The organism is Pseudomonas sp. GM50 (assembly GCF_000282375.1).
Classification (GTDB): Bacteria; Pseudomonadota; Gammaproteobacteria; order Pseudomonadales; family Pseudomonadaceae; genus Aquipseudomonas.
The window spans coordinates 39,295-61,869 of sequence record NZ_AKJK01000044.1; the positions used below are offsets into that span (position 1 = coordinate 39,295).

30 protein-coding genes and 1 pseudogene are annotated in these 22,575 nt (G+C 56.1%); 15 read left to right on the forward strand and 16 right to left on the reverse strand.

Annotated elements, in window-relative coordinates; translation table 11 throughout:
- Nucleotides 1–33 precede the first annotated feature (33 nt).
- Nucleotides 34–606 carry a DJ-1/PfpI family protein gene (locus PMI30_RS19565; RefSeq protein ID WP_008008447.1) on the reverse strand — a complete coding sequence of 191 codons (573 nt, stop codon included), beginning with the start codon at nt 604–606 and terminating at the stop codon, nt 34–36.
- A gap of 165 nt (nt 607–771) precedes the next feature.
- Between PMI30_RS19565 and PMI30_RS30505 the strand changes: the two are divergent.
- Nucleotides 772–873: pseudogene (locus PMI30_RS30505) on the forward strand (transposase domain-containing protein); the annotation flags it as partial.
- 13 nt (nt 874–886) lie between these two features.
- Here PMI30_RS30505 and PMI30_RS0129585 read toward each other — a convergent pair.
- Nucleotides 887–1,189, reverse strand: coding sequence for a putative quinol monooxygenase (locus PMI30_RS0129585; RefSeq protein WP_032835163.1), 303 nt, complete (start codon nt 1,187–1,189; stop codon nt 887–889).
- 233 nt (nt 1,190–1,422) lie between these two features.
- Here PMI30_RS0129585 and PMI30_RS19560 point away from each other — a divergent pair, with 233 nt between their 5' ends.
- A complete protein-coding gene (locus PMI30_RS19560; RefSeq protein WP_032835165.1) occupies nt 1,423–1,929 on the forward strand; it encodes an AAA family ATPase in 507 nt (168 codons plus the stop codon).
- On the opposite strand, the gene PMI30_RS19555 is transcribed toward PMI30_RS19560, so the two are convergent.
- Nucleotides 1,915–2,784, reverse strand: a complete 870-nt coding sequence (locus PMI30_RS19555) for a LysR family transcriptional regulator (RefSeq protein WP_008008451.1) — start codon at nt 2,782–2,784, stop codon at nt 1,915–1,917. The two genes, PMI30_RS19560 and PMI30_RS19555, sit on opposite strands and share 15 nt — an antisense overlap.
- 121 nt (nt 2,785–2,905) lie before the next feature.
- Between PMI30_RS19555 and PMI30_RS19550 the strand changes: the two genes are divergently transcribed.
- The 5 genes from PMI30_RS19550 to PMI30_RS19530 are packed head-to-tail and all read left to right on the forward strand — an operon-like array spanning nt 2,906 to nt 5,871.
- Complete coding sequence (locus PMI30_RS19550) at nt 2,906–3,322, forward strand: ester cyclase (RefSeq protein ID WP_008008453.1); 417 nt, start codon at nt 2,906–2,908, stop codon at nt 3,320–3,322.
- A gap of 10 nt (nt 3,323–3,332) precedes the next feature.
- Nucleotides 3,333–4,421, forward strand: coding sequence for an SDR family oxidoreductase (locus PMI30_RS19545; protein WP_008008455.1), 1,089 nt, complete (start codon nt 3,333–3,335; stop codon nt 4,419–4,421).
- Between the two features lie 17 nt (nt 4,422–4,438).
- Entirely contained in the window at nt 4,439–4,981 is a 543-nt protein-coding gene (locus PMI30_RS19540; protein ID WP_008008457.1) for a hypothetical protein, read from the forward strand.
- Between the two features lie 41 nt (nt 4,982–5,022).
- A complete protein-coding gene (locus PMI30_RS19535; protein ID WP_008008459.1) occupies nt 5,023–5,343 on the forward strand; it encodes an isochorismate lyase in 321 nt (106 codons plus the stop codon).
- 27 nt (nt 5,344–5,370) lie between these two features.
- On the forward strand, nt 5,371–5,871 hold the full coding sequence (locus tag PMI30_RS19530) for a GNAT family N-acetyltransferase (protein WP_008008461.1): 501 nt from the start codon (nt 5,371–5,373) through the stop codon (nt 5,869–5,871).
- Nucleotides 5,872–5,923: 52 nt separating this feature from the next.
- On the opposite strand, the gene PMI30_RS19525 is transcribed toward PMI30_RS19530, so the two are convergent.
- The 5 genes from PMI30_RS19525 to PMI30_RS19510 all read right to left on the reverse strand — a co-directional run bounded on the left by PMI30_RS19525 (nt 5,924) and on the right by PMI30_RS19510 (nt 9,000).
- Nucleotides 5,924–6,520: a LysE family translocator gene (locus PMI30_RS19525; protein ID WP_008008462.1), complete on the reverse strand. Its 597-nt coding sequence runs from the start codon at nt 6,518–6,520 to the stop codon at nt 5,924–5,926.
- Between the two features lie 51 nt (nt 6,521–6,571).
- Nucleotides 6,572–7,408, reverse strand: coding sequence for an AraC family transcriptional regulator (locus tag PMI30_RS19520; protein WP_008008464.1), 837 nt, complete (start codon nt 7,406–7,408; stop codon nt 6,572–6,574).
- A 75-nt stretch (nt 7,409–7,483) separates the two neighbouring features.
- Nucleotides 7,484–7,960 (reverse strand): VOC family protein, encoded by a 477-nt coding sequence (locus tag PMI30_RS19515; RefSeq protein ID WP_008008466.1) that lies wholly within the window; start codon nt 7,958–7,960, stop codon nt 7,484–7,486.
- Nucleotides 7,961–8,072: 112 nt separating this feature from the next.
- Nucleotides 8,073–8,519, reverse strand: a complete 447-nt coding sequence (locus PMI30_RS0129590; protein WP_008008467.1) for a MarR family winged helix-turn-helix transcriptional regulator — start codon at nt 8,517–8,519, stop codon at nt 8,073–8,075.
- A complete protein-coding gene (locus PMI30_RS19510) occupies nt 8,512–9,000 on the reverse strand; it encodes an AAA family ATPase (protein WP_008008469.1) in 489 nt (162 codons plus the stop codon). The genes PMI30_RS0129590 and PMI30_RS19510 overlap by 8 nt, the downstream gene beginning before the upstream one ends.
- Nucleotides 9,001–10,292: 1,292 nt before the next feature.
- On the opposite strand from PMI30_RS19510, the gene PMI30_RS0129595 reads away from it, so the two are divergent.
- Complete coding sequence (locus tag PMI30_RS0129595) at nt 10,293–10,679, forward strand: hypothetical protein (RefSeq protein ID WP_081501265.1); 387 nt, start codon at nt 10,293–10,295, stop codon at nt 10,677–10,679.
- Nucleotides 10,680–10,830: 151 nt separating this feature from the next.
- Here the strand turns inward: PMI30_RS0129595 and PMI30_RS19505 are convergent, their stop codons facing one another.
- From PMI30_RS19505 to PMI30_RS19495, 3 genes are all read right to left on the reverse strand, one after another.
- Entirely contained in the window at nt 10,831–11,427 is a 597-nt protein-coding gene (locus PMI30_RS19505) for an eCIS core domain-containing protein (protein WP_008008471.1), read from the reverse strand.
- A 109-nt stretch (nt 11,428–11,536) separates the two neighbouring features.
- On the reverse strand, nt 11,537–12,232 hold the full coding sequence (locus PMI30_RS19500) for a tRNA (adenine(22)-N(1))-methyltransferase (protein WP_008008473.1): 696 nt from the start codon (nt 12,230–12,232) through the stop codon (nt 11,537–11,539).
- A gap of 111 nt (nt 12,233–12,343) precedes the next feature.
- Complete coding sequence (locus PMI30_RS19495) at nt 12,344–12,958, reverse strand: hypothetical protein (protein ID WP_008008475.1); 615 nt, start codon at nt 12,956–12,958, stop codon at nt 12,344–12,346.
- Nucleotides 12,959–13,369: 411 nt separating this feature from the next.
- On the opposite strand from PMI30_RS19495, the gene PMI30_RS19490 reads away from it, so the two are divergent.
- Both PMI30_RS19490 and PMI30_RS19485 read left to right on the forward strand, forming a co-directional pair.
- Nucleotides 13,370–14,746 (forward strand): hypothetical protein, encoded by a 1,377-nt coding sequence (locus tag PMI30_RS19490; RefSeq protein WP_238541980.1) that lies wholly within the window; start codon nt 13,370–13,372, stop codon nt 14,744–14,746.
- A gap of 197 nt (nt 14,747–14,943) precedes the next feature.
- Nucleotides 14,944–15,369: a GNAT family N-acetyltransferase gene (locus PMI30_RS19485; RefSeq protein WP_008008479.1), complete on the forward strand. Its 426-nt coding sequence runs from the start codon at nt 14,944–14,946 to the stop codon at nt 15,367–15,369.
- Between the two features lie 100 nt (nt 15,370–15,469).
- Here the strand turns inward: PMI30_RS19485 and PMI30_RS0129600 are convergent, their stop codons facing one another.
- Both PMI30_RS0129600 and PMI30_RS19480 read right to left on the reverse strand, forming a co-directional pair.
- Entirely contained in the window at nt 15,470–15,901 is a 432-nt protein-coding gene (locus PMI30_RS0129600; RefSeq protein WP_050562553.1) for a hypothetical protein, read from the reverse strand.
- Entirely contained in the window at nt 15,898–16,887 is a 990-nt protein-coding gene (locus PMI30_RS19480; RefSeq protein WP_008008483.1) for a LysR family transcriptional regulator, read from the reverse strand. The genes PMI30_RS0129600 and PMI30_RS19480 overlap by 4 nt, the downstream gene beginning before the upstream one ends.
- 154 nt (nt 16,888–17,041) lie before the next feature.
- Here PMI30_RS19480 and PMI30_RS19475 point away from each other — a divergent pair, with 154 nt between their 5' ends.
- A complete protein-coding gene (locus tag PMI30_RS19475; RefSeq protein WP_008008487.1) occupies nt 17,042–17,800 on the forward strand; it encodes a sulfite exporter TauE/SafE family protein in 759 nt (252 codons plus the stop codon).
- A gap of 155 nt (nt 17,801–17,955) precedes the next feature.
- The gene (locus PMI30_RS19470; RefSeq protein WP_008008489.1) at nt 17,956–18,279 is read left to right on the forward strand and encodes a hypothetical protein; all 324 of its coding nucleotides are present in this window, start codon (nt 17,956–17,958) and stop codon (nt 18,277–18,279) included.
- A gap of 190 nt (nt 18,280–18,469) precedes the next feature.
- On the opposite strand, the gene PMI30_RS19465 is transcribed toward PMI30_RS19470, so the two are convergent.
- On the reverse strand, nt 18,470–19,405 hold the full coding sequence (locus tag PMI30_RS19465) for a Ppx/GppA family phosphatase (RefSeq protein ID WP_008008491.1): 936 nt from the start codon (nt 19,403–19,405) through the stop codon (nt 18,470–18,472).
- 201 nt (nt 19,406–19,606) lie between these two features.
- Between PMI30_RS19465 and PMI30_RS19460 the strand changes: the two genes are divergently transcribed.
- Entirely contained in the window at nt 19,607–19,999 is a 393-nt protein-coding gene (locus PMI30_RS19460) for a VOC family protein (protein ID WP_008008493.1), read from the forward strand.
- Nucleotides 20,000–20,309: 310 nt separating this feature from the next.
- Entirely contained in the window at nt 20,310–20,615 is a 306-nt protein-coding gene (locus PMI30_RS19455) for a hypothetical protein (protein ID WP_007904829.1), read from the forward strand.
- Between the two features lie 170 nt (nt 20,616–20,785).
- Here PMI30_RS19455 and PMI30_RS19450 read toward each other — a convergent pair whose 3' ends face one another.
- Both PMI30_RS19450 and PMI30_RS19445 read right to left on the reverse strand, forming a co-directional pair.
- Nucleotides 20,786–21,121 carry a hypothetical protein gene (locus PMI30_RS19450; RefSeq protein WP_008008496.1) on the reverse strand — a complete coding sequence of 112 codons (336 nt, stop codon included), beginning with the start codon at nt 21,119–21,121 and terminating at the stop codon, nt 20,786–20,788.
- A 131-nt stretch (nt 21,122–21,252) separates the two neighbouring features.
- A complete protein-coding gene (locus tag PMI30_RS19445; RefSeq protein ID WP_008008497.1) occupies nt 21,253–21,642 on the reverse strand; it encodes a c-type cytochrome in 390 nt (129 codons plus the stop codon).
- A gap of 133 nt (nt 21,643–21,775) precedes the next feature.
- Between PMI30_RS19445 and PMI30_RS19440 the strand changes: the two genes are divergently transcribed.
- Nucleotides 21,776–22,573, forward strand: coding sequence for an alpha/beta fold hydrolase (locus PMI30_RS19440; RefSeq protein WP_008008502.1), 798 nt, complete (start codon nt 21,776–21,778; stop codon nt 22,571–22,573).
- Nucleotides 22,574–22,575 lie beyond the last annotated feature (2 nt).

Genomic DNA, 22,575 nt, shown 5'->3' on the forward strand with positions numbered 1-22,575 from the left:
TCGGCCGCGCTGCGGGTAGCCGCTTGTTACGGCTTATGAAACGTGTTCCGCTGCCAACAATGACCTGAACTGCGAAACGCTCTCTGAAGATAGTCCGGCAGCTTCGAACACTGCGCAGGTAAAGCTAACGGGTGCAGGGCCTGGAGCAGTTATGATGCGGTCGGCAACCACAGCTACTTGACTGCTTCGATAAAGTGCGGCGCCTTCATAACCTACGGCATTCTGTTGTAAGAAGTCAGCGCTGTTCGAGGTATGAGAAACCGTGTCGAGAAGCCCGGCCCTCGCAAGTGCCAGCGTTCCCCCACAGATACCGGCAATTGTCGCTCCACTTGAACGACTAGCAAGCAGAAAGTCCCGAATATCCGGTGCATCTGCACGTTCCCAGATCATTCCACCAATGACGACAACAACGTCCGGCTTCCAGTCCAGGCATTGTTCCAAGCTGCTATCCACAGTTACAGCCAATCCACCCTGCGAGCGGAACTGCCCCGTAGTAGAGGCGAAAAACCTGACGTCGATCCCATAAAACGGGGATGCTGTTCCTGCAATAAAAGCGTATTCCCAGTCCGCAAAACCGGGTGTCAGTATCAAGCCCACACGTGCCATCAGTCAGAATCCTCCATGAAAACGAACAACATAAAGCGGCAACAGATTGATCTCAACGACTGCTTATGTTTTTACACAGCCGCGGTCGACAGCTGCCGGTCATGCGACTAACGGCCAAAAAGCTGGCTTGCTCAGCCTAATGTGCACCTCTGCTGGACCGATAGCCAAGATCCGTATGCTTATTTGAAGGATGTATTGGCCCGTCTGCCAACGTATCAAGCCAATGAAATTGCCGAGCTACTGCCACATAGGTGGCAGCCTGCATGATGGCCAATGGGATCTAAGCAGGGATCGTTGATCCAAGGTGCAAAACGGTCGCGGGACCCGCCCTGAAGGTGGGACTGTATGCGTCAGCTGCAATCATATGAGGAGTAATGTCATGAGCTTCCAGAGCTGATTTCGACGCCCATCGCTCAATCAAAACAAATTGGTCTTCATCGTCGGTGACCCTATGAAGGTCGTATTGCAGGCACCCTTCTTCATTTCTAACAAGTGGGGCAAGTTTTTCAAATGCATCAACTTGCTCTTGTCCTCGTCCCGCCTGTGTAGAAATCAAAATTACCAGTTTCACTTCACTAGACATAAACATGCTCCATGCTGGTGTTCAGAAATTTGATTGCACATTGCTGTAGGCCACCAGTGTGATGGTCATGGCAGGAAAGCATGATTTCGCCTCATGCAGCAAGCTAGAGCGGACGGTTACTCGCCCTTAGCCTTGTAGGAAGGGAGGTGTGTTCGCCAGTCGCTGGCCACTATTGCTGCCGCATAACTGGCAACCGCCTAGACTGGATTAACTCACTAACCGAAGGACATAAAATGCTCATTGTCTTCAGCGGCCTTCCAGGTACCGGAAAGACGACTATTGCAAGTGACCTTGCCGCCAGAACAAGTGCTGTGTATCTGCGGATCGATACGATTGAGCAGGCTATCCGAAATTCCGGTGCTCTGGCACAAGACGTGGGGCGGAGCGGTTACATGGTCGCTAATGAGCTTGCTCTGAGCAATCTTCGTTTTGGCAGCACGGTCATAGTCGACTGCGTTAACCCAGTAATCGAAAGCCGAAAGGCGTGGGGCGAAATCGCCACACGCTCTGGTGCTCCATTAGTGAATATCCAGGTGGTTTGCTCTGATAAACATGAACATCGGCGACGAGTAGAAACCAGGAAGATTGATATTCCCGGGCTGACGCCACCAACCTGGCAGTCTGTATTGGATCATGAATATGAGGCGTGGGATAACGCCCCGTTTAATATAGACACAGCCCTGACATCTCCAGCGGAGGCAGTGGCAATGATCACCAAACGATTTTTATCCGGGGAGTAGCGCTTCAAGCAGCACCTGCTCCAGAATGACAAAAAAACATTTGATATGAGCCTGTTTCAACGCCTGCGGCCGGGTCACCAGATAGACCTCCATATCTGGAAGCTGGATCTGCGGGAACACCCCGATCAGGTCCGTCGCCAGAATACGAGGCAGCACTGCCACGCCCATACCTCGCCTCACCGATTCGAGCTGAGCCGCGAACGAGTTCACGCTGATCTGCGTGCGTTCCAGACCCGCGGCCTTTGCCACACGCATTTGCGGCAACATATCCAGCGGAGGAAGCAAGGCAATATTGACCGCCGTGGCCGGAGTCACCCCTGGAAACCGCTTCAGATAACTTGCATCGGCGAAGACACCATAAGCCAGCCTGCCTATGGGGCGATAAATCAGCGACGGCTCGCCCAGATGAGCTGTGCGTATGGCAATGTCTGCGACGCCGCGGACGATCTTGTGAAAGTCGGCTGTTATCAGCAACTCCACCGAGCAACGCGGGTGAAGTGAGGTCAGGCGACTCGCGGCCTCGAGCACGCAAGACGAGAACCCCTCCCCTGCACTGACCACGACAGTGCCAGATAGCGCTGTGTGTAGTTCGGACATGTCCGTAACGGTTTGACGCCTCAAGCCCGCTTCTGCAGCCAGGGCAACGTCCACGAGGGATTGGCCTCGCGGGGTCAACCAGCATCCTTCAACGCCCCGCTCGACGAGTGGCTCGCCCAGTGCACCTTCAAGTTGGGTCAGCCGTCGCGACACAGTAGACGCAGCGATCCCCAGCAATTGGCCGGCCTGAAGAAAGCTGCCACGTCGCGAGACTGCCAACAGCAGGCGAAGATCGTCCCAGTTTGCTTGCGAAGCCATGCTTCATATCTTCCCTGATTTGCAAATGTGCAAAGCCATTATGCAGCAGTCGCTGTTTTTCGGCAGAGGCCTCAAAGGTATATCTACACGCCCTCGAAACGAATGGAATGGAACGGACTGTATGACTACTGGCCCCAACGACTTTGCGGAACGCGCCGCCAGCGCCTTCAATCGCCGTGATGTGGAAGCGATGCTTACGCTGGTTTGCGAAGACTTCATCTACTTCGATGGGATGGGGATGCAAACCGGTCGCGAATCGATGCGCAAACGAGAAATCGCATTACTCGAAGCGTTCCCCGATGCCCAACTGACCTTCAGCCCATTTGCCGTCGGTGACGATCGTTTGGCACTGACCGCCTTCCTGACCGGCACCTTCACCGCACCATTAGTGCTGCCGGACCGGGTGATTCCACCCCATGGGCGCCACATTGCCGTGTACTACGCCGCACACTTCACCTTCAAAGAGGGGCTGGCCATCCGTGAAGAGGTCTTCTTCGACAGTGCGGTGTTGATGTCATTTTTTAGCCGCGCAGGCTGAGGGTTGAGCGATGCACAGCGTATTCGTTACTGGCGCAACCGGCTTGTTGGGCAACAACCTGGTGCGTGAACTGATCGCTCGTGGCTGCGCGGTCAAAGCCCTGGTTCGTTCAAGAGCCAAAGGTGAACAGCAGTTCAAGCATTTGCAGGGTGTGGAACTGGTCGTTGGCGACATGGCCGATGTCGACGCGTTCGCAGCGTCGCTGCAAGGCTGCGATACGGTGTTTCATACCGCCGCGTTCTTTCGCGACAACTACAAGGGTGGCAGTCACTGGAAGGAACTCGAAAAGATTAACGTGGAGGGTACGCGGCGCCTGCTTGCCCAGGCCTACAACGCCGGTATCCGACGTTTCATCCATACCTCTTCCATTGCCGTGCTTGACGGCGCACCCGGTACGTCAATCGATGAAACTTGCCTGCGGGCCGACGCCGATGCGGATGACTACTACCGCAGCAAGATCCTCGCCGACCGTGTCGTCTTGTCGTTCCTGGAACGCCATCCCGAGATGCATGCCTGCATGGTCCTGCCTGGCTGGATGTGGGGCCCTGCCGACATTGGCCCGACCTCCTCCGGACAGTTGGTTAACGATGTCGTGCGCGGCAAATTGCCCGGACTGATCCCCGGCAGTTTCTCCATTGTCGATGCCCGCGATGTGGCGTTGGCGCAGATTGCCGCAGCCAGACATGGACGGCGCGGTGAGCGCTATCTCGCGGCGGGCCGGCATATGACAATGCGTGAGCTGGTGCCTGTTCTGGGACGTATAGCGGGCGTCAAGACGCCCGTTCGACAACTACCGCTGCCCTTGCTATACACCTTGGCGGCGGTGCAGGAGATCTATGCGCGTATTACCGGCAAGCCCATTCTGCTGAGCATGGCCACGTTGCGCCTGTTGGTACGAGAGAAGGACCGCACCTGTTTCAACCACAGCAAGAGTGAACAAGAGCTTGGCCTGAGTTTCCGGCCACTAGAGCTGACAATCACCGACACCGTGGCGTGGTACCGCGATCACGATTGGTTTGAGAGTCAAACCTTAAGTTCCCGGAACCGCACTCCTTCCACATTGACCGCACACCTGAACAAGGACGTAAACATACAGTGAGCAGGACAATAATCCTGATGCGTCACGGCCAGCCAAAGCTGGTCGCAACCGACAAAATGTCAGCGCTCGATATGAAAGACTGGATCGAACACTACAACCAGTCCGAAATTACCAACCAACCCGTCCCGGATGCCAGCATGCAGCTCGCCGCAACCGCCACGGTGATTGTCTCAAGCAACGCGCCTCGTGCGCTGACTTCCGTCCAGGCTCTTGGCCTGAAACCCGGCCTCGTCGACGCGCTTTTCCGTGAGGCGCAACTGCCTTATGGTCACTGGAAACTGCCACGGCTATCGCCGTTTACCTGGGCATTTATCCTTCGAGTCTTATGGTTGTGCGGTTACTCACGCAAAGTCGAATCCGTCGGCACTGCGAAGATGCGCGCCAGCACGGCAGCTCAACGACTTCAGTCCCTTGCCAGCGAAGGACCGGTTCTACTGCTCGGTCATGGCTTTATGAATCGAATGATCGCCAAACAACTGGTTGCAGATGGATGGACTCGGCAAAAAACTAACGGCAGCCAGTATTGGAGTGCAACGGTGTATCAATACGGCGGTGTTTAAGAAGTACTTCACGATATTTTTCAGCAAACGGAGTCACTTACATGGAAGTCATCAATCAGTTGCAACCCCCAGAGTGTGCAGGCATGGAGGACATCCGACGCGAAATCGATGCCCTTGATCAGGTTGTTATCAAGCTGTTGGGCAAGCGTTTTCAGTACGTACTGGCGGCCTCGAAGTTCAAGACCTCGGCGACTTCGGTGCGTGCGCCGGAGCGTTTCAAGGCGATGCTGGCGACACGTCGCGAGTGGGCCGAGGCCGAAGGCTTGAGCCCGGATGCCATCGAGAAGATGTACAGCGACCTGGTGAACCACTTCATTGGCGAAGAGATGAAACACTGGGCGGCTCATCAATCCGAAACCTGATTCTGGTGCCTGAAGGGAAGCGACCTTATGAACCCCGTCAGAATTCGTACCCTGCAAAGTACTGACGCTGAGGCGTTGCTGACATTTGAAATGGACAATCGCGAGTGGTTCGAGCGTTTCATTGACGCTCGCGATGCTGCTTTTTACTCGGTGCAGGGCGTCGCCGACCACATTGCGGCTTATTTATCTGACTTTGCCGCCGGAACCTGGCACCCATTTGTCCTCGAAGATGCCGGCGGAAAAATAGTGGGTCGAGCAAACCTGAAAGGCATCGATATCTCCGAGGGGTCGGCAGAAGTCGGCTACCGGATTGCTCAAAGCGCTTGCGGACAGGGACTGGCAACGCTGGCGGTGAGGCATCTGATCCAGGAGGCGCAGTTGCATTGGAACCTTAAACAACTGGTTGCCAACGTATACGCTGCAAATATCGGCTCGGCAAAAGTACTCAAACGGTGTGGCTTCTTGATCGAACCGATATCTGGGCAAGAAGGGACAGAGCACGAATATCGGCTTGGCCTTTTGATTTAGATGAGTGACAGCAAGCTGTGACTTACATCGCCCTGCCCGGGCAATATTCGATCTACACCAGCACGGTCAACCAGGCCGACACCAGCAGTAAAAAAGCCAGTGCCGTGTTCATGCGCTTGAACGCCTGGGGCGAACCAAAAGCCCGAGCACTACCCACGCCGAGCAACGCCCATAGGGTCATGCACGGCAAGGAGACCAACAGAAACATCAGCGACAACACCACCAGCCGCAGGGTCTTGTCGCCGCCACTGACAAATACGCTCACCACTGCCACCGCCATCATCCAGACCTTGGGGTTGACCAATTGCAGGGTGGCGGCGCCGAACACGCTGAGCCCCTCGTCCTGCAGGGCGGTCGCGTCCAGGGACGGCGGCGCGCTTTGAAAGATTTGCCAGGCCAGCCAACTCAACCAGAGCACCCCGGCCCAAGCCATCGCCTGCTGCACACGGGGAAACCGCAGCAGCGTCTCGCCCACCCCGAGCCCGACTGCAAACACAATCAGCGCTGCCGCCACACATGCGCCAAAAATGATCGGCAGCGTGGCACCCAGCCCCCGCCGTGAACTGTGGCTCAACACCAGAATATTGGTCGGCCCCGGAGTAATCGAGGCAACGAACGCAAACAGCAGGAAAGGCAGTAACGACTCCATGGCATGGACTCCTTGATCAAGTAGGAAACCATGGTCGCGGGTCAGCGGGATTCAGTCTGGAAGGTTTGAGCAGCGCTTGCGGTAATCCGCGGGTGTGAGCTGGTAGGCACGGCGGAACCAGCGCCCCATATGGCTTTGATCGGCGAACCCGAGCGCACTGGCCACCTGCGCCGGCGACTCGCCCCGCGCCAGCAGCTGTCGCGCCTTGGCCAGGCGCAGCTGGATCAAATAAGCATGAGGCGCCAGCCCAAAGGCTGCCTTGAAAGCCCGCGTCAGGCGAAAGCGATCAACACCACAGGCTTGGGCCAGATCATCCAGCCCGATGTCTTCGTAGACATGGGCATGCAAATAGTCACGCGCCACCTGGGCCCCCCACGGCAGGCGCGGATCAAAGGCCTGACGCTTGCGCCAATCAAGGTGACCAGTGAGCGCCCCCAACAAGGTGTCGATGGCGCTCTGGCGCACAATGCGCAAATCGCGCTCATGGAGCGCGTGGAAGGCTTGAAAAATGGCAGTGGCCAGGCGCGGATCCTGGCTCAGGGTGTCGGCAAAACCTGGCTGACTGTTGGCCGGCGCGTGCTCGAACAACGCGTGCAACTCCCGCTCCAGCCAGTGCGGATCGAGGTAGAGCATGGAATAGGTAAACCCCTCCTCGGTCGGCGCATGCCCATCGTGGATCTCCCCCGGCTCCAGCATGAATACCTTGCCCGGCGTACTGAGATGGCGAACGCGCCGGCAATTGAACTGCTGCACGCCCTGCTCGGTGACCCCCACCAGAAAACTGTCATGCCAGTGCGGATCGTAGGCATGCCCCTGAAAATGGGCACGAATCGATTCAATCCCGGTATCGGCGTCCTGGGACAGCTCAATCCAGTTGCGTCTATCCACGGATAGGCTCCATAGGCAATGGTTCAGCGTTGATCTGTACGGACGACTAAATTACCGCGCAATGGAAAAGAACGTTTAGAAGATTTGTGCAGGTTCCTCGGCAAAGGCATCCTTGATAAATGCCTCCAGCTCTTTCTCTTCAAGCAGCTCAATAGAAAAATGCCCAAAGCGTTTCGGCAACCAAATGATGCGTGTCCCACTTGGCGATTGCAGATTATCGCGGGACAGTGGTTTTCCGTTCTCATTTTCCGGCTGGACTCCTGCATCGATCAATTCGTCGTACGCTGCCTCAATGTCCGGTGTGGAATAGCAGTGACGGTAGATCGTGCCTTCGCCGTTGGAGTCCATCAGCGCCTTGAGATTTCCGGTAAACGGTTGCACTAACATAAGGCGCTTCGCTCCAAACATGACGATCGCATAGCGCACATGCAAACCGTCGCGCTGCCAATCAAGTGTCTTTGAAATCCTGGCGCTGAAAACTCGGGCGTAATACCTGCACGCTTCTTCAAGGTCTTCGACGAGAACATCCACGTGGCTGAACTTTAATTTCAATGGCCTCACCCTTTTCAGACATACGAAAAATACGGTGCGCAAACCGCCTATATGCCGTCGGATGCTTCTCAGTTATCCAAGTGCACATGCGTAAACTTGTCTTAGCGACCTATCACTCGCTCGCGGCGGTTGGCTCAAGGGTGACGGTCATCTCGCCGAAGATGGCTTGGTAAGCCTCCTGGCACGAACTCTCTGCAGTCAGCACCGCGTCGTCAACGAGCTGCGCGCCCGCGGGGGTTAAGCACGCATAACCAACGCGGGCATCGCGGGGATCGCTTTGGCGAGATACCCAACCTATTTTTTCCAAGGGCAGAAGGGACTTGGTTACGGCTGACGCGGTTAAGCCCATGCACTCTGCCAAATCTGCACGACGAAGCCTGCCGCCGTGGGCTTGCTTAAGATGATGCAGAATCATGAAGTCGCTAAAGCTCAACCCATGCACGGCGGAGAGCTTGGCGTCGATACGCCGAGTGGCGGCAGTGTATGCCCGAGATATGCGGATATAGCGTTCAAGTGTTGAGGGCGAAGTGCCTTCCGCACCCGGTGTGTGGTCAGACATTGCAACACTCCTTCAGTTCGGATGGGGATGGGTGTTCAAAGCGTGCATCCATGGCCTCGAACATTTGGGCCGTAATTTCGAACGAATAGCCCGCGCCTTTTTCCAGGTTTCGTTGCAGTAAGCGCTCACGGCGTAGCGGCTTATCGGCATTTACGAAGTGGATAAGCACCTCATAGCCCGCGTTGTGGGCCTGCAGTCGGATTTGAGTGCGGTCTGCTTTCGTCATAAAGCCTTGATCCAGCACCACGTCCTTGCCCGACGCTAGAACCTGCACGCACGTTTCCCATATTTGCGCCTCGCAACGCCTAACACGGGGAAGCACCCATTCCAGGCTAAGGGGCTGAGGCAGATCTGGGCCGTATAGACGCTGCATCCATTCATCAATCGAGAAGCTGACAGCGTTTAGCTGGGCCGTTATCTGCCGAGCTAGTGTCGACTTACCGGCCCCGAGAGGGCCGAAAATAATGTGTACGGCGTTCATCTGCCACCTTGTTTCCAAATACTTTACCTGTACAGTATCTGGACGTCAGACTGGCGTTGTCAATCCACAACGTTTTGAAAAAACTGCTTTCCTGCAAAGTGGTAAGTGAACAGTGATTCGACCAGACACTGCCCCACACCTTAGATGATTGGCACCTTTGAGATCGGCGCAATGTGTAGCAAGGACCATAAAGGCCGCTTTGGCCCAGAGTGTGTAAAAACGCTTCGCCCAAAATTGAAGTGTGCGCGTCTACGTTAAATCTGAAATTCATCGGCACGTCAGCAGATGTGGATTTCGCGTAGAAGCGCCGGTTTTGAGTACCTGTCGTACTCAAAACGTTTTTACACACCCTCGGCCGATTGCTGTCTGTCGCCAACGTCAGCTATGGGTCGATTTCTGCCCTTCGAGACGGGCAGCAGTCGGCCAGAAGCGGTCAGTCATGCCCTGACACTTCCCGCCGAAGTGCTCGGTCGAATGTATCTTTAGAACCAAAACCTATTCATTACTCTCCACGCTGCGATTCCAGCCTGGCCAACGCATCCCGCCGGCGTCGCGTATGCCCACACGCTTGAGCCAAGATTTGTACTACGCTCCCCAAGCGCCTCCTTAATAGTCAGGCCATGATCACAACGTATGTTTTGTATGACATGAAATAATCGCCATATTATTTGTGGTGATTTCCTTTGAAGGGAAGCTTCGATCAGGAACGAATGAAACTATGATAACTGTCATTACAGCACCCGTTATCTCTCATATAAATGACCGGCATGGCCCAAATGGCGAAAGCGGCTCGAATTTCACTTCTGCCTTTCTGGACAATAGTAGCGGCTTAGGTGGAGTAGCGAAATATGTCGTAGATCATGGTGCTTGCGCATTCAGCTGGAGCTACGACGGTGCTCCCGTCCATACCTATTACTACAACTTCAGAGCTGCAATAGGTACAGGAATAGATGAATACGGAAGAACTATAAATTTCCAAGCCGTTGAAGTTATCGGAACCCCCAGTGGAGAGATATTATGGGTAAGCACCATGTTTCCCAAGTATAAGATGACATAGCTAATTCTATTGAATTGTCGCTATTGTATTTCTGAAATACCGACAGGTGAAAGGCCGCTTCTGGCCGGTTGCAGCCCCTCGTGACAGGCAGCAATCGACCACAAAGCAGTCGGTGGACAGACTAGTGGAAAACAGGTGGTGCCCTGCTACCCTCTTTACCATAGCCGGGCGTGCCGTCAACCCAGTCGCGTTTCCCCTCGATAGATCTCGCGCTTACCGCGACTGGAAACGCGACATGGCATGTCACCTGATAGTGGATAACGCCATGAAATTTCGATGCCCTGGCTGTGGTTATATCGGAGACAAAATCCCACCACCCCATAAGTGCCCTGAATGCGACGAATTTTCCCACGAATGGCTGATTTATGATTGGGAAAGCTTTGCTTTAATAAAACGTCGACATATTAGATATAACCTTTTAATCATTGGTCTGGTTCTAATCAACTTACTTGCGGCGATCACCTTGAAATCAACAGATGCGTTTCAATGGTTGTTCAACTTGTTATTTATCCCGGCAATGATCAGTTTGTTTTATTGTCGAAAGCAGCTTGGAAGGAAATCGGAGTATGAAGGGCATAGAGGCGATACGCTTCCCTGGTTTATCGGTTTCGGGGGGTTCTAAAGCCCGCGACGGCTCGCAAAGAGCTTTGAAGAAGGCTCCATCGAGAGAGTCGATTGCGGCATCAATTGCCCGGGAACGTATAGAGGTTCGGTTCATACGGATGACTAAAATGTGCATATCCATGCACACGTAAATTCGCCGTCGCTACTCTTCAGTAAGCCCCTTCCCGCACCGACCGTCTGACCTCAGCCTGTATGGCATAAGCCGGTGCCTCCACAGCATTGAAGTCTTGTGTATACCGCTGGGCAAATCCTTCTACCCCCCATTCCTGATACTGCTGTACATGCTTTAGTTCGTGAGCCCAGAGCGCGATGTTCTGTTCTGCGGTTTGAGCGTCCCGGAAGAGGATGATGTCGATCAGCGTCACGGCTCCGACATCGGGGTTTTGCAGCATGGCAGTCGCGGCGTTGAATTGGCCGTTGTCGCTAACTTTGTAGCGCGCGGCATCGAGGACGCTGGGGTCGTACCAGCGCTGCATTTGCTCTCGGATGTGCGGTGGAATGGGTTGGATACCGCCGTTGGCTGCTTCAGCACGGGCTTGGGTCAGCCACAGCGCGAGGGCAGGTGCCGCGACCTGGTAGATGCCATCAGGCAGGGGACCGAGCACCTGTCCCACGTCTGGCAGGCAGATGCAGCCGTCCAGGCACACTTGTTTCTCGCCAGCTGGGCAGGCGTTGGTCTGGGCTGACACTTCAAGCGTCAGGCAAAGAACAAACAGCGCCACCAGGCGCGTGGTGATGGGCGGCATTGGGCGCTCCAGGGACGGACGCAGCGCGAACAGTGGGTGACAATTAATCGTCGACGCGCATAGCTTTAGCGTAGTCCTGAACCAAGCGCCCCCAAGATAATCGCAGTGCTCAAGCCAGCAGCTCGGTGATCCACCGGGCCTGCCGGGTGAGGTCTTGCACCTTCTCTTCCGGCACGGCCTGCCGCGCCCGGGCGAAGTCGGTCAGGGTCTTCTGCTTCTGGCGCAGCATGCGCTGCCACTTGGACAGGAACGCCGGGCTGCGTGCCTGCATCTGCAGCGGGCCGAAGTACAGCTCCTCGGCGGTGTACATCACCGGCCCGGCGCGTTCGGCGACGATGATCTCGTAGTAGAAGCGATTTTCCCGCAGTACTTCCTCGCAGAGGATGCGGTAGCCATTTTCCATCAGCCATTGGCGCAGAGGCTGCTCGCCGCCATTGGGCTGCAGGATCAGGCGCTCCTGGCCGTTCAGCCGCGCCTTGCCGCTGTCGAGAATGTCGCGGATCGTCTCGCCGCCCATGCCGCAGATGCTGATCGCCGTGATCCCGTCTCCCGGTTCGATCGCCGCCAGGCCATTGGCCAGGCGCACGGTGATCCGCTGGTCCAGGCCGTTCTCGCGCACGGTGCGTTCGGCCGAGCGGAACGGCGTCAATGCCACCTCGCCGGCCACCGCCGCCGCGATGGCGCCACGGCGCATCAACGCCACTGGCAGGTAGCCGTGATCCGAGCCGATATCGGCCAGGCGTGCACCTGCTGGTACATGCGCCGCCACGCGCTCCAGGCGCATGGACAATGTCTGTTCGTTCAACTGCAGTTCCTATTCACCACGAAAGTCCGGCATCTTTGGCATTGGTGCGGGCGGCCCATCATGCTAGGAGAGAGAGGCAGGGTAAAGTGCCGGCATTGGCTCATGCCCCTCTTATGGTTCGTTTGGAAACTCGACATAAGCGATGACTTTGCCGAACGGCGCGCTTGACATACCTATCGGCATATTCACACCTGGGTACCCTGCTATCGGTGTGTTGATGATAGAAACCTGCTCCCCCGGGGCTCGGTTATCCGCAGCAATCAGCAAAAAGTAGGTGCCATCGGCTGGCGCGACGCCGGACGATTCAATTGCCAGAGCATTGGGGCCGACCAAATTATCAGCCACGATATTACCTTGAGCATCGAGCACCACTGCCTTGGGTTTCAGAGCACTTTTCGCAAACCCCACGCACATGTTGTTGCACATTGAGCTGACGTTGATCACGTAAGTCTGGCCCTTGAGCAAACGGAAGTTGAACAGTCGGTAGTTGCCTTGCTGCGTCCCCATGACAATGCGTGGTTCTGCTGGGCTGATCTCCCATCGCACCGGAAACAGGCCACGATTGATCGGCAGTGGAGTGGCCGGTGACTGGCGAATGGCTTCCTGGAATGAATGAGCGATTGGTGTATTGCTGGACTGGACCTGATCTGTGTATTGGCTTTGCGAATTGCTTGAGCAGCCAGTCAGGGACAAGACAACAACAAGTGGTAGTAAGCATTTGAGCATTGGGAGTCGTCCATTGAGTACTGCAGGCAGGAGCCGTTAGCCGAATTTAAGATGGCAAACAGTTATTGTCGGCGGCTCTGGCTGAAGCTTGAACGTAAGTAGATGGAATCGTTGCCCGTCCGCCTGGGAGAGAACAGAGAAGTCTCTTTTGAGGTTCGCCCTCCCCCCGCCCTAAAGTTTTTGATTGTTAAGCCGATTTGCAGATGGGCTCGATACTCAGATACCGACGAAAGACCGTCCATGAGTTCCCCACACAAACTCGGAGTGCAGTTTCCTCGATATTTCTTGGCCTCCGACTACCACGGGACACTGTCTCGGCCACGCCGCAAATAACGTCAAAACTACAATTACCCTACAAAGTACGCGCCCGCTATCGCGATGAATTCCGGGGGTGCCAAGGAGCTGTTTGCAGTGAATGTTCTATTTCGCCTGGCGGGCGCCGCCATCGCTGTGACCCTGACGGGTTGTGCCCTGCAAGGCAACGGGTTGGCCGATTACTATAAGCGCGAGGCTGTCGCGCGCGAGGCGAAAAATCGAGCCATGGCGACCCGGGTACAATCCCGGCCGCTGCCATTGGATAGCACTTTCAGGCTCGCCCAAACTGCCTTGGTGATGGTTGACGTACCGGCTGAAGGCACCGAGCCAGCCACCCAGGCCCGGCTTTTCGCGGCCTGCGATGCGTTGACATTAGCCATGGATTATCGAGATGCAAAGAGGTGGAGCAGCCCTTATGTTCTGCCAGCAGACACGGCGCGGAATATCGCTCAGCAGATGTGCCACGCGGTCCGGGACAGCGCTTGGAAGCAGCTTCCCGGTGACAGCGAAGACCTCTTGTTATTGGACTCGGGCACCCTGGCCATCGAGAACTCCCGACGTTCGATCTGGGCGGGCATCGACTTTGGGCGCACCCGTCTGGACGAAAGCGAAGGGAAGCCCTACGGTCGCCAGTTCGAGCGTGTCGAGGTCGACTGTGCTACCCGCCAAGCCAGCACCCGCCTGGCTTATCGTTTAGGCGATCAGGTCTTGCTGCCGCCGCCTGTTCAGCCAATTGACAGTGCATTGGACAAAGAGCAACGCGCCCGACTGATTGGCGCTGTGTGCGCCGAGCCCGCCAACCTGGCGAAACTCGCCACGCCAGTCACTCGGCAAAAATTACCGCCCGACATGCGTACACCGGAGCTACCGGCGACATTGTTGGCACAGGTCAGCGCCCTGCCTCAAGGACAAGCGACCCACACGCTCAGCCATTTGCAGTTCACGTACAACGCTAGCTCCCCGCTCGTGCCGCGCGCCGTGGTCAACGACCACCCAATGGACTTGTATCTGCAACCGGGCCCGGCCCACGGCATATGGCGCGAGCAAGCGACGGGGGCACTGGGCAGCCAGCGTGTGAGCCTGCTCTGGCGCGGGATGATCGAACTTGCCGCGACAAGCAGCACTGAACTCGCGGGAAAAACCAATCAGCAAAGCACCCTCACGAACATCGACTTGGATGGCGATTGGCAAAAGCTCAAACCCGGGAGTGCTATCGCCTACAGCAAACACTTCACTCAGAGCAATGGCAAACCATTCGTGCAGAAATTTATGTGTTCGGTAGGTGAATCCCTTCCAGCCACACAAACAGTCGCCTCACTGCAAGGCATGGCCCGCAAGGTTACTTGCGCCACCAATAACGCCCTGAAGACAAGTAATGCATACCTCTACCTGGAGGCCTATGACCTGTTCGTGGAAACCGCCGATACTTCAACGCTCATAGTCCAGATCAACACGCTCAGGGCGGCGGAATAACGTACGAAGATGAGTACATCCATTTTTATTGGGACAAGACTGCATAAGGGACTACTTTGATTCGATTTCAGTCGGTCGTGACAGGCAACAATCGGCCAAAAGGACTCATTCAGGCCATCAATAAAACGGATGACTTGTTGTATTCACTGAATGGGATACCTTGTTGAGCCAGTTACTCACTGCTCAGGGAGAGCGCCATGTCTGTAGAAATTCAGCTTTCGGAAAATGCGACTGAAGCAGAGCGAATAGGAATTTTGACCCCATTGCTGGCCCATAACCTGGCCAACGGTGGAGACGACGCCTATGAAACTTTTGCTCTGTTGCTACGAGACGCTGACAGCAATGAAGTTATTGGCGGGCTGTACGGCAAGGTCTCTTATCGATGGCTGCTCATCGATCTTATCAGCGTTCCCGAGTCGATGCGTGGTCAGGGTATCGGAGAACGGCTAATGCGCATGGCTGAAGAAGTTGCGCAGAAAAAACACTGCATTGGTATCTGGCTGGAGACCTTCAGCTTTCAGGCTCCCGGGTTTTATCGAAAACTTGGTTACTCCGAATTCGGACGCCTGGCAGACTATCCACCGGGACATACCCGGCTCTATTACCAGAAGTCGTTGTGCTGACCGCGTTTTGGATCTTGGGCCGATAGCGGTGCTTCGACCGGTTGAATCCACAGCCAAGAGCGGACGTTCGATCCACGCCTGAAAGTTCGATCTGTGAAAGCTAGCCTCTAAGGGCACGCATTATTTCCTGGACCACCGGCTTCGTGTATTTCTCACTCGGGTCAGTCTCCGGTGGGTCGTTACTGCGGATCCATTCACCTTGATCGAACGCTTGGTAAAGCGAGAAAGCGGGCTGAGGCATATCGTCAGTCATACCCACTTCAACCACGGCATTTATGATCCCATTCATTACACCGTCGCAAAAATCATAGATCAAAGATCCCTGTAGATAGCCCTCCGCAACCGCGACGGACAGCTCGTTCAGCACATCTTGCGGTGAAACACCGAACTTGTCGCAAGTGGAGGCAAGATCACTCAGCGTTAAACCGTATGCCTCGGCTTTCACCGAAAGCTCCTTGAGTTCGTTCTTTGGTAACACCCTGATCATGAGCTTCTTCCGGTTAGGTGCGAAGGTAGTGCTTGCTTCACTCATAAAACTTTCCGGCCAACAGAATGGCCGCACAGCGCTGCCACACGCTCAATACCATGCTGCAATACGGCGTCATGCTTTCGATCAAGGCTATCGCCAAAACCACGGATCACCTCCAACAACGACTTCACCCGCAGCGGCAGATTCCCGGCCGGGTACACCGCGTGCATCTGCGGGCTCTCACCGCTGCTGGAGGTGAGTTTGTACTCGGGACAGACCCGCAGCAGGCGCCCCGCTTCCACTTCGGGCTCGGCCATCCAGTCCGCGAGGCGGGCGATGCCGAGGCCCGCCAGGGCCGCCTGGAACACCGCCGAACCGGAGTTGAAGCGAAACTTGGGATCAGCCCGAAAGCTGATGGCCTGCGCCTCACTGCGAAAATTCCACTCCTTGAGAATCCGCGGTGCCGTGTGCAGGATCAGCGAGTGCGCCTCCAGCGCTTCGATGGAGTCGGGCATCCCGCGCCGCTCCAAATACCCGGGGCTGGCGTACAGGTAACGTGAATAACTCCAGAGTGGAAAGCCGATCAGGTCACTGGATTGCGGATACCCGCCACGAATCGAGAAATCCAGTTTGCTCTTGGCCGGGTCGATGGTTTCATCGGTGAAAATCCCATCGACGTTCACGTCTGGATAACGCTCGCTGTACTGCGCGATCAACCGGGGCAATACCCCGTGTCCGAGAAACTCGGGGGCGGAAAAGCGGACCCAGCCGTAGGCTTGGCCGCTGATGCCGGCCAGGTCTTCATCTGCCTCACGTTGCAGATCCAGCATTTTGTAGGCGTGGGGCAACAAGCGTTCACCCGCCTCGGTCAAGCTCACGGCATTGGAGGAGCGATTGAACAACTTGACCCCGACACTTTCCTCCAGGGCTTGAACGGCGCGGGTCAGTGCGCTGGGGGAGCGCCCCAGTGTACGTGCCGCCGCGACGAAGCTGCGCTTGCGAGCCACCGTCGCAAAGGCTTCAAAGTCCCCCAACATATCCAATGCCATGCGCCACCTCGTTGCACTTTTCACAACGTGGTATTGCAACACATTAAAAGCCCTTCCGTTAACCTTCCTGCTCAAGGACGCAGGCAGCCGATGCGATGAAACGCGTAGAAGCCGCCGGACGCTCACCCACCCTTCATCGTCAGAGCCTGATTTCATGATCGATATTGCCATCCTTTGCGTATTCGCCTTCGCCGCTGGCCTGATCGATGCGGCGGTGGGCGGCGGCGGACTGATCCAGATACCCGCGTTGTTCAACGTGCTGCCCACGGCACAACCGGCGGCGCTGCTGGGCACCAACAAGGTCGCGGCAGCCTGCGGCACCGCATTCGCGGCCCGGACCTTCGTGCGCAAGGTGGTGATCGACTGGGGTCTGGTGATCCCCGCCGCCTGTTCGGCTTTTGTCATGGCCTTCTTCGGAGCGGCCACGGTGTCGTCCGTCCCCCAGTCGATGATCCGGCCGGCGGTGCTGGTGTTGATCGTGCTGATGGCGATCTACACCTTCTGGAAAAAAGACTTCGGCGCCCTGCACAAACCCATGCGCATCGGTACCAAGGAAAAATTGCTGGCGATCGTCATCGGCGGTGCCATCGGTTTCTACGACGGACTGTTCGGTCCCGGCACTGGCAGCTTCCTGATCTTCCTGTTTATCCGCTGCTTCGCCTTCGACTTCCTTCATGCCTCGGCGTCGGCCAAGCTGGTGAACATCGCGACCAACATAGCGGCGCTGATATTCTTCATTCCTACGGGTAACGTGCTCTACCTCATCGCAATCCCCATGGCAGCATTCAACATCCTGGGCGCGCTGACCGGCACGTGGCTGGCGGTTCATAAAGGCGTGCCCTTTGTCCGGACTCTGTTCCTGGTGTTGCTGGTGATCCTGATCAGCAAGCTGTCCTACGACCTGTTCCTGTAGACCTAGGGAAAGACGCGTGGACACGGCATTTACTCACTACGTTTCAACCATTGCTGGCATCGATAGTCACCATCACGTCAATGAAGTTCTCATAAAAAATCCTCGGCGTAACATCCGCTCCATACCCAACCAATAACACCCCGGAGCACACCATCATGAAACGCCAAATCATCCTCAGTATCGCTTTCTCGGTTTTTGCAGTTAACGCTTTTGCCATGTCTTCTACTCACCCGGTTGTCGCTGAAGGCGGCTCGGATCGCCTGATCGAAAGTCGCGTCGCTGAAGGTGGCTCGGATCGTTTGATCGAGAACCGCGTCGCTGAAGGCGGTTCGGATCGTCTGATCGAGAATCGCGTTGCCGAAGGTGGTTCGGATCGCCTGATCGAGAATCGCGTTGCTGAAGGTGGTTCGGATCGTTTGATCGAGAACCGCGTTGCTGAAGGTGGTTCGGATCGTCTGATTCAGAATCGTGCGGCATGAATGAGTGGCTTTATCGCAACACTCAACCAAAAAACCCGGCCTCATCAGCCGGGTTTTTTCATGCGTTTTTAGTGCCCGACGGGATCATCAAAGAGGGTCAGCGCTGATACTCGAGCATCGCTAACGGGTCTTCACAGTGACATTCTTTTTGATCTAAATAACAATTCTGTTCTTACAGCAGCGACGTCATTTAGTGTTTGGACATAAGGCCATGAAGAACGCCCAACCTTAACCCCGGTTCGGAAGGACTCATGTGCGAGATGCCGAATACCTTGAACGCCGCCAACATGAGCACCAGACCACCGGGCAAGATACTCAGGCGATGGGGTGGCAAGCCCGCCAATTTGAGTTGTTTAACATGCCCCACTTCCAGCAGACGCAACGATAAGCGCAGCAGACCGCCGTAGGTGATGCCGCTTTGACCATCGTCATTCAAACCATTGGCCTTGAGCACTTTGGCCAGCATCCGTGCAGTACCTGAAGAGCCAATAGTCTGCTGCCAACCCAGCGCGCGATAACGGCGGGTAACTTTTTCAAACTGCAGAGTGGCCACGCGCTCGGCCTCCAGGAGCGCCTTCGCCGATATGCAGCCGCCCTGAAAATAACGCGCGCCAAAAGTGCCGCTGCCAATGGCAATGCTCTCGGTCAAGAGAGGCTGAGTGCCTTGCCCAAGAATCAATTCAGTAGAACCGCCGCCGATATCCACGACCAGACGCATACTTTCAGTACTGGGTATCGTATGGGCAACACCGGCGTACACCAGTTGCGCCTCTTCATGCCCAGAGATGACATCTATACGAAAGCCCAGGTGCCGCTCCGCGCTGGCCAGAAACAGTTGGGCATTATCGGCTTCGCGGACGGCACTGGTCGCCACTGCCCGCACGCGACCGGCCTCAAAGCCGCGCAGTTTTTTGCCAAATCGCGCGAGCGCTTGCCATCCCCGATCCAGCGCCAGCTCGTCCAGCGCCCCTCCCTGAAACCCTTCCGCCAAACGGACAGGCTCTCGCAAGGTTTTAACTTCCTGGATCATGAACCCCTGATTGCGCCTGACCGACTGGCCGATCATCATGCGAAACGCATTGGACCCCAAGTCAATGGCCGCAAACAGGGAGGCGTCTCCTTTCATAGGGGGGATTCCTGGCAAATTCATCAGCCCGCAGACGGCGTTCCGTCTGAGCGCTCAAGACGGTTTGCGAGGAGCTTGCCATTCGTTCGATGACATCATGATGACACCCTCTAACCTTTTCGAAAGAACAGACACCGGGCAAACCTGCCTGGGTAACCGTGATTTTTGCCACTCCATAAACACGACAAGGAATGCCCGCTTATGAAATTTGGCTACATGATCATCTACGTCCCGGACGTTGTTGCCTCACTCCAGTTCTTTTCGTCAGCCTTCGGGCTTGGCGTTCGCTTCCTCCATGAATCCAACACCTACGGCGAACTCGAAACAGGGGAAACCGCGCTGGCATTCGCCGCCGATGAACTGGCCGCGATGAACTTCAGCACGGGGCATGTCTCGGCACACTCGTCCCCCAAACCACTTGGAATCGAAGTAGGCCTGGTGACCGAGGACGTTCCGGCGGCGCATGCCAGAGCGTTGAAGGCGGGAGCCAGCGAAATCTGCGCACCAAGCGCCAAGCCCTGGGGACAAATCGTCTCCTACGTTCGATGCCCTGACGGAACGTTGGTAGAACTCTGCACACCGGTACAGCAATAATCGGGGATCGGTGAGCCAGCATCGCCTCCATAGGCGATGCTGGCGAGTCCCTCTTTGAACGTCCAAAGCCGCGCTGCATACAGCTGCCTTCATCCCAGGACTGCATGACTTCAGCCAACAAGCCCTACCCCTTCGCCTCGCGCTGAATCATCAAGAACGACCGTCCGTAACTCTGCCCCGGCAGCCTCGATCCCTTCGCTATTCTTAACCACACACCACCGCTGGCACGGCTGAACGCCCGGCTTGCGGCATCATCGTCAGGAGTAAGGATCCGGGTAAGGAGCACGCCACCTCAACAGAGTATCGAAGAATGAAAATGCTACTGATGGTCGAGTTTCCCCATGAGCCTTTCAACGCGCTTGTCAGGTCGGGGAAAGTCGGCGAAGTCATGAACCGCGTCCTGGAAACCATTAAGCCGGAGGCGGCTTATTTCACTGAGCAGGATGGAATGCGAAGTGGGATTTTTCTAATCGATATAGAAGACCCTTCCGAAATTCCCGGATATGCGGAACCCTTCTTTCTCAACTTTCAGGCCAACTGCAAATTCCGAGTGGTCATGAGTCCGCTGGAACTGCAAAACGCCGGTCTGGAGGAGCTCGGTAAAGCCTGGGCGTGAGGTGTGATCAATGAGAGGGAAACCTGTGGCGAGAGAGCTTGCTCCCGCTTGAGTGCGTAGCACTCACAAAAATCGGCAATTGCTGTCGGATTTTTGGGGCCGCTACGCAGCCCAGCGCGAGCAAGCTCGCTCGCCACAAGCGTGCTCGCCACAAAGGCAGAGCCTGTCGCTTACTGAACGGTTTTCAGCTTGACCACATCACCGGAGATTGTGGTGGTGTAACCGGTCAGGACCCAAGCCCAGAACCAGTTTTCCTGCACCTGGGTATTGATCATCGCGTCGCCGCCCTTGGCCTTGATTGCGGCATTCTGAGCGCGGATGAAACGGTTGTTCTGCTGGATAGGGATGACGCCGAAGAGCAGGAGGCCAGTGGCGGTCGCTTCACTGTGGCCGACAACGGTGTACTGGTTGCTGTCGTACTGCTGAGTCTTCATCGGGGTGCCGGTGCAACCCGCCAGAACCAGACCGAACAGGGCTACGGCAACAACTTTGCTGAGATAATTCACTGAGTCACTCCATTAGAAATACCCGGGATCCGTCTCTCGGGCGGTGCATACTTTAACGGATGAAGTAGCTCATTGACATCACCCGTGCAGGCTTTATGCAGCACTGCAAAAACAGGTTGATGAGGCATCGATTATTGCGGCTGAAATGTCTGAAGGTAGGCCAACAGATTTTCGATCTTCTCCGGATCGCTGAGGCCCCAGAAAATCATCCGGGTTCCGGGGACCACTTCTTTTGGCGCTTCGATATAGGCGGTAAGTGTTTCGCGAGTCCAGATGAGGCCTGATGATTTCATCGCGGTTGAGTACTGGTAGTCCGTCGTGCTTCCCGCAGGACGCCCGAAGATGGCATTGAGTTGTGGACCAAAAGACCCCCGTGCCGAAGTCCCTACTTGATGACAGCCGCCGCAGATGCGGTTAAACAGTTTCTGACCGGCTTCAGCATCCCCCGCCGCTTCGGCTTGCATGCTGAATAACCCGGTATTGAGCATCAAGGCGAAGGTAAGGACGGCGGCGTTTTTCATGTGGCGCTCCAAATCAGGTGTTGCTGACAACAAAAACGGGCGGCTATTTCATCATGACTGGCTGCTACACCGAAGCCTTGAAGTTAATCTAGAACTCTCTTCGTCCCTTTAACGTCGTTGCAGGAGAGCCAGAATGAAACCCGTCGAACCCTTTTATCGGGACGCTGGCGCAGGCCCGGGCGTTGTCTGCTTTCACGCCAATGCGAGTCACTCGGTGCAATGGCGTGGACTGCAAGATCACCTGGCCGCAACGTTCCGGGTTCTGGCGCTCGACTCGTTTGGCGCCGGCAAGAGCCCGGCGTGGCCCACCGATCGAATCGTCACCCTCAGTGAAGAAGCGCGTTTCGCCGAGCCGGTGCTCGCCCGCGCCGGCGAACCACTCATTCTGGTCGGACACTCTTATGGCGGCGCGGTGGCATTGATCGCGGCGTTGCAGAACCCCGGCCGGGTGCGCGCCATGGCTTTGTATGAGCCAACATTGTTTGCCCTGCTCGACGCCGAATCGCCCCCACCCAATGAGGCGGATGCCATCCGTGAAGTCGTCGCAAACGCCGGGCTCGCGCTTGAAGCGGGTAACCTCGACGCAGCGGCCCAGCACTTCATTGACTACTGGATGGGTGCCGGGGCCTGGGAGCAAACCCCGGAACAACGCAAGCCGTCCATCGCCGCCGCGGTGGCCAATGTGCAGGGCTGGGCTCACGCCTTGTTGAACGAGCCGACGCCATTGCAGGCGTTCCGCTCGCTCAACCTGCCGGTGCTTTTCATGGTCGGCAAGGATTCACCGGCATCCTCACGGGCAGTGGCACGGCTACTGACCGGCACACTGCCGAACGTTGAAGTGGTAGAGCTCGAGGGGCTCGGTCATATGGGGCCGATTACGCATCCCGAGATCGTCAATCAGGTGATCGTGCAATTTATTGAGCGCAATTGACC

Bases quoted from the DNA above. Each gene is read 5' to 3' on its own strand.
- PMI30_RS19560 (WP_032835165.1), top strand. From the start codon at position 1,423: ATGCTCATTGTCTTCAGCGGCCTTCCAGGTACCGGAAAGACGACTATT.
- PMI30_RS19460 (WP_008008493.1), top strand. From the start codon at position 19,607: ATGAAATTTGGCTACATGATCATCTACGTCCCGGACGTTGTTGCCTCA.
- PMI30_RS19440 (WP_008008502.1), top strand. From the start codon at position 21,776: ATGAAACCCGTCGAACCCTTTTATCGGGACGCTGGCGCAGGCCCGGGC.
- PMI30_RS19530 (WP_008008461.1), top strand. From the start codon at position 5,371: ATGAACCCCGTCAGAATTCGTACCCTGCAAAGTACTGACGCTGAGGCG.
- PMI30_RS19565 (WP_008008447.1), bottom strand. From the start codon at position 606: ATGGCACGTGTGGGCTTGATACTGACACCCGGTTTTGCGGACTGGGAA.
- PMI30_RS19505 (WP_008008471.1), bottom strand. From the start codon at position 11,427: ATGCCGCCCATCACCACGCGCCTGGTGGCGCTGTTTGTTCTTTGCCTG.
- PMI30_RS19445 (WP_008008497.1), bottom strand. From the start codon at position 21,642: ATGAAAAACGCCGCCGTCCTTACCTTCGCCTTGATGCTCAATACCGGG.
- PMI30_RS19550 (WP_008008453.1), top strand. From the start codon at position 2,906: ATGACTACTGGCCCCAACGACTTTGCGGAACGCGCCGCCAGCGCCTTC.
- PMI30_RS19525 (WP_008008462.1), bottom strand. From the start codon at position 6,520: ATGGAGTCGTTACTGCCTTTCCTGCTGTTTGCGTTCGTTGCCTCGATT.
- PMI30_RS19535 (WP_008008459.1), top strand. From the start codon at position 5,023: ATGGAAGTCATCAATCAGTTGCAACCCCCAGAGTGTGCAGGCATGGAG.
- PMI30_RS19485 (WP_008008479.1), top strand. From the start codon at position 14,944: ATGTCTGTAGAAATTCAGCTTTCGGAAAATGCGACTGAAGCAGAGCGA.
- PMI30_RS19480 (WP_008008483.1), bottom strand. From the start codon at position 16,887: ATGGCATTGGATATGTTGGGGGACTTTGAAGCCTTTGCGACGGTGGCT.
- PMI30_RS19470 (WP_008008489.1), top strand. From the start codon at position 17,956: ATGAAACGCCAAATCATCCTCAGTATCGCTTTCTCGGTTTTTGCAGTT.
- PMI30_RS0129585 (WP_032835163.1), bottom strand. From the start codon at position 1,189: ATGTCTAGTGAAGTGAAACTGGTAATTTTGATTTCTACACAGGCGGGA.
- PMI30_RS19555 (WP_008008451.1), bottom strand. From the start codon at position 2,784: ATGGCTTCGCAAGCAAACTGGGACGATCTTCGCCTGCTGTTGGCAGTC.
- PMI30_RS0129600 (WP_050562553.1), bottom strand. From the start codon at position 15,901: ATGAGTGAAGCAAGCACTACCTTCGCACCTAACCGGAAGAAGCTCATG.
- PMI30_RS19510 (WP_008008469.1), bottom strand. From the start codon at position 9,000: ATGAACGCCGTACACATTATTTTCGGCCCTCTCGGGGCCGGTAAGTCG.
- PMI30_RS19455 (WP_007904829.1), top strand. From the start codon at position 20,310: ATGAAAATGCTACTGATGGTCGAGTTTCCCCATGAGCCTTTCAACGCG.
- PMI30_RS19465 (WP_008008491.1), bottom strand. From the start codon at position 19,405: ATGAAAGGAGACGCCTCCCTGTTTGCGGCCATTGACTTGGGGTCCAAT.
- PMI30_RS0129595 (WP_081501265.1), top strand. From the start codon at position 10,293: ATGGCATGTCACCTGATAGTGGATAACGCCATGAAATTTCGATGCCCT.
- PMI30_RS19475 (WP_008008487.1), top strand. From the start codon at position 17,042: ATGATCGATATTGCCATCCTTTGCGTATTCGCCTTCGCCGCTGGCCTG.
- PMI30_RS19540 (WP_008008457.1), top strand. From the start codon at position 4,439: ATGCGTCACGGCCAGCCAAAGCTGGTCGCAACCGACAAAATGTCAGCG.
- PMI30_RS0129590 (WP_008008467.1), bottom strand. From the start codon at position 8,519: ATGTCTGACCACACACCGGGTGCGGAAGGCACTTCGCCCTCAACACTT.
- PMI30_RS19545 (WP_008008455.1), top strand. From the start codon at position 3,333: ATGCACAGCGTATTCGTTACTGGCGCAACCGGCTTGTTGGGCAACAAC.
- PMI30_RS19495 (WP_008008475.1), bottom strand. From the start codon at position 12,958: ATGCTCAAATGCTTACTACCACTTGTTGTTGTCTTGTCCCTGACTGGC.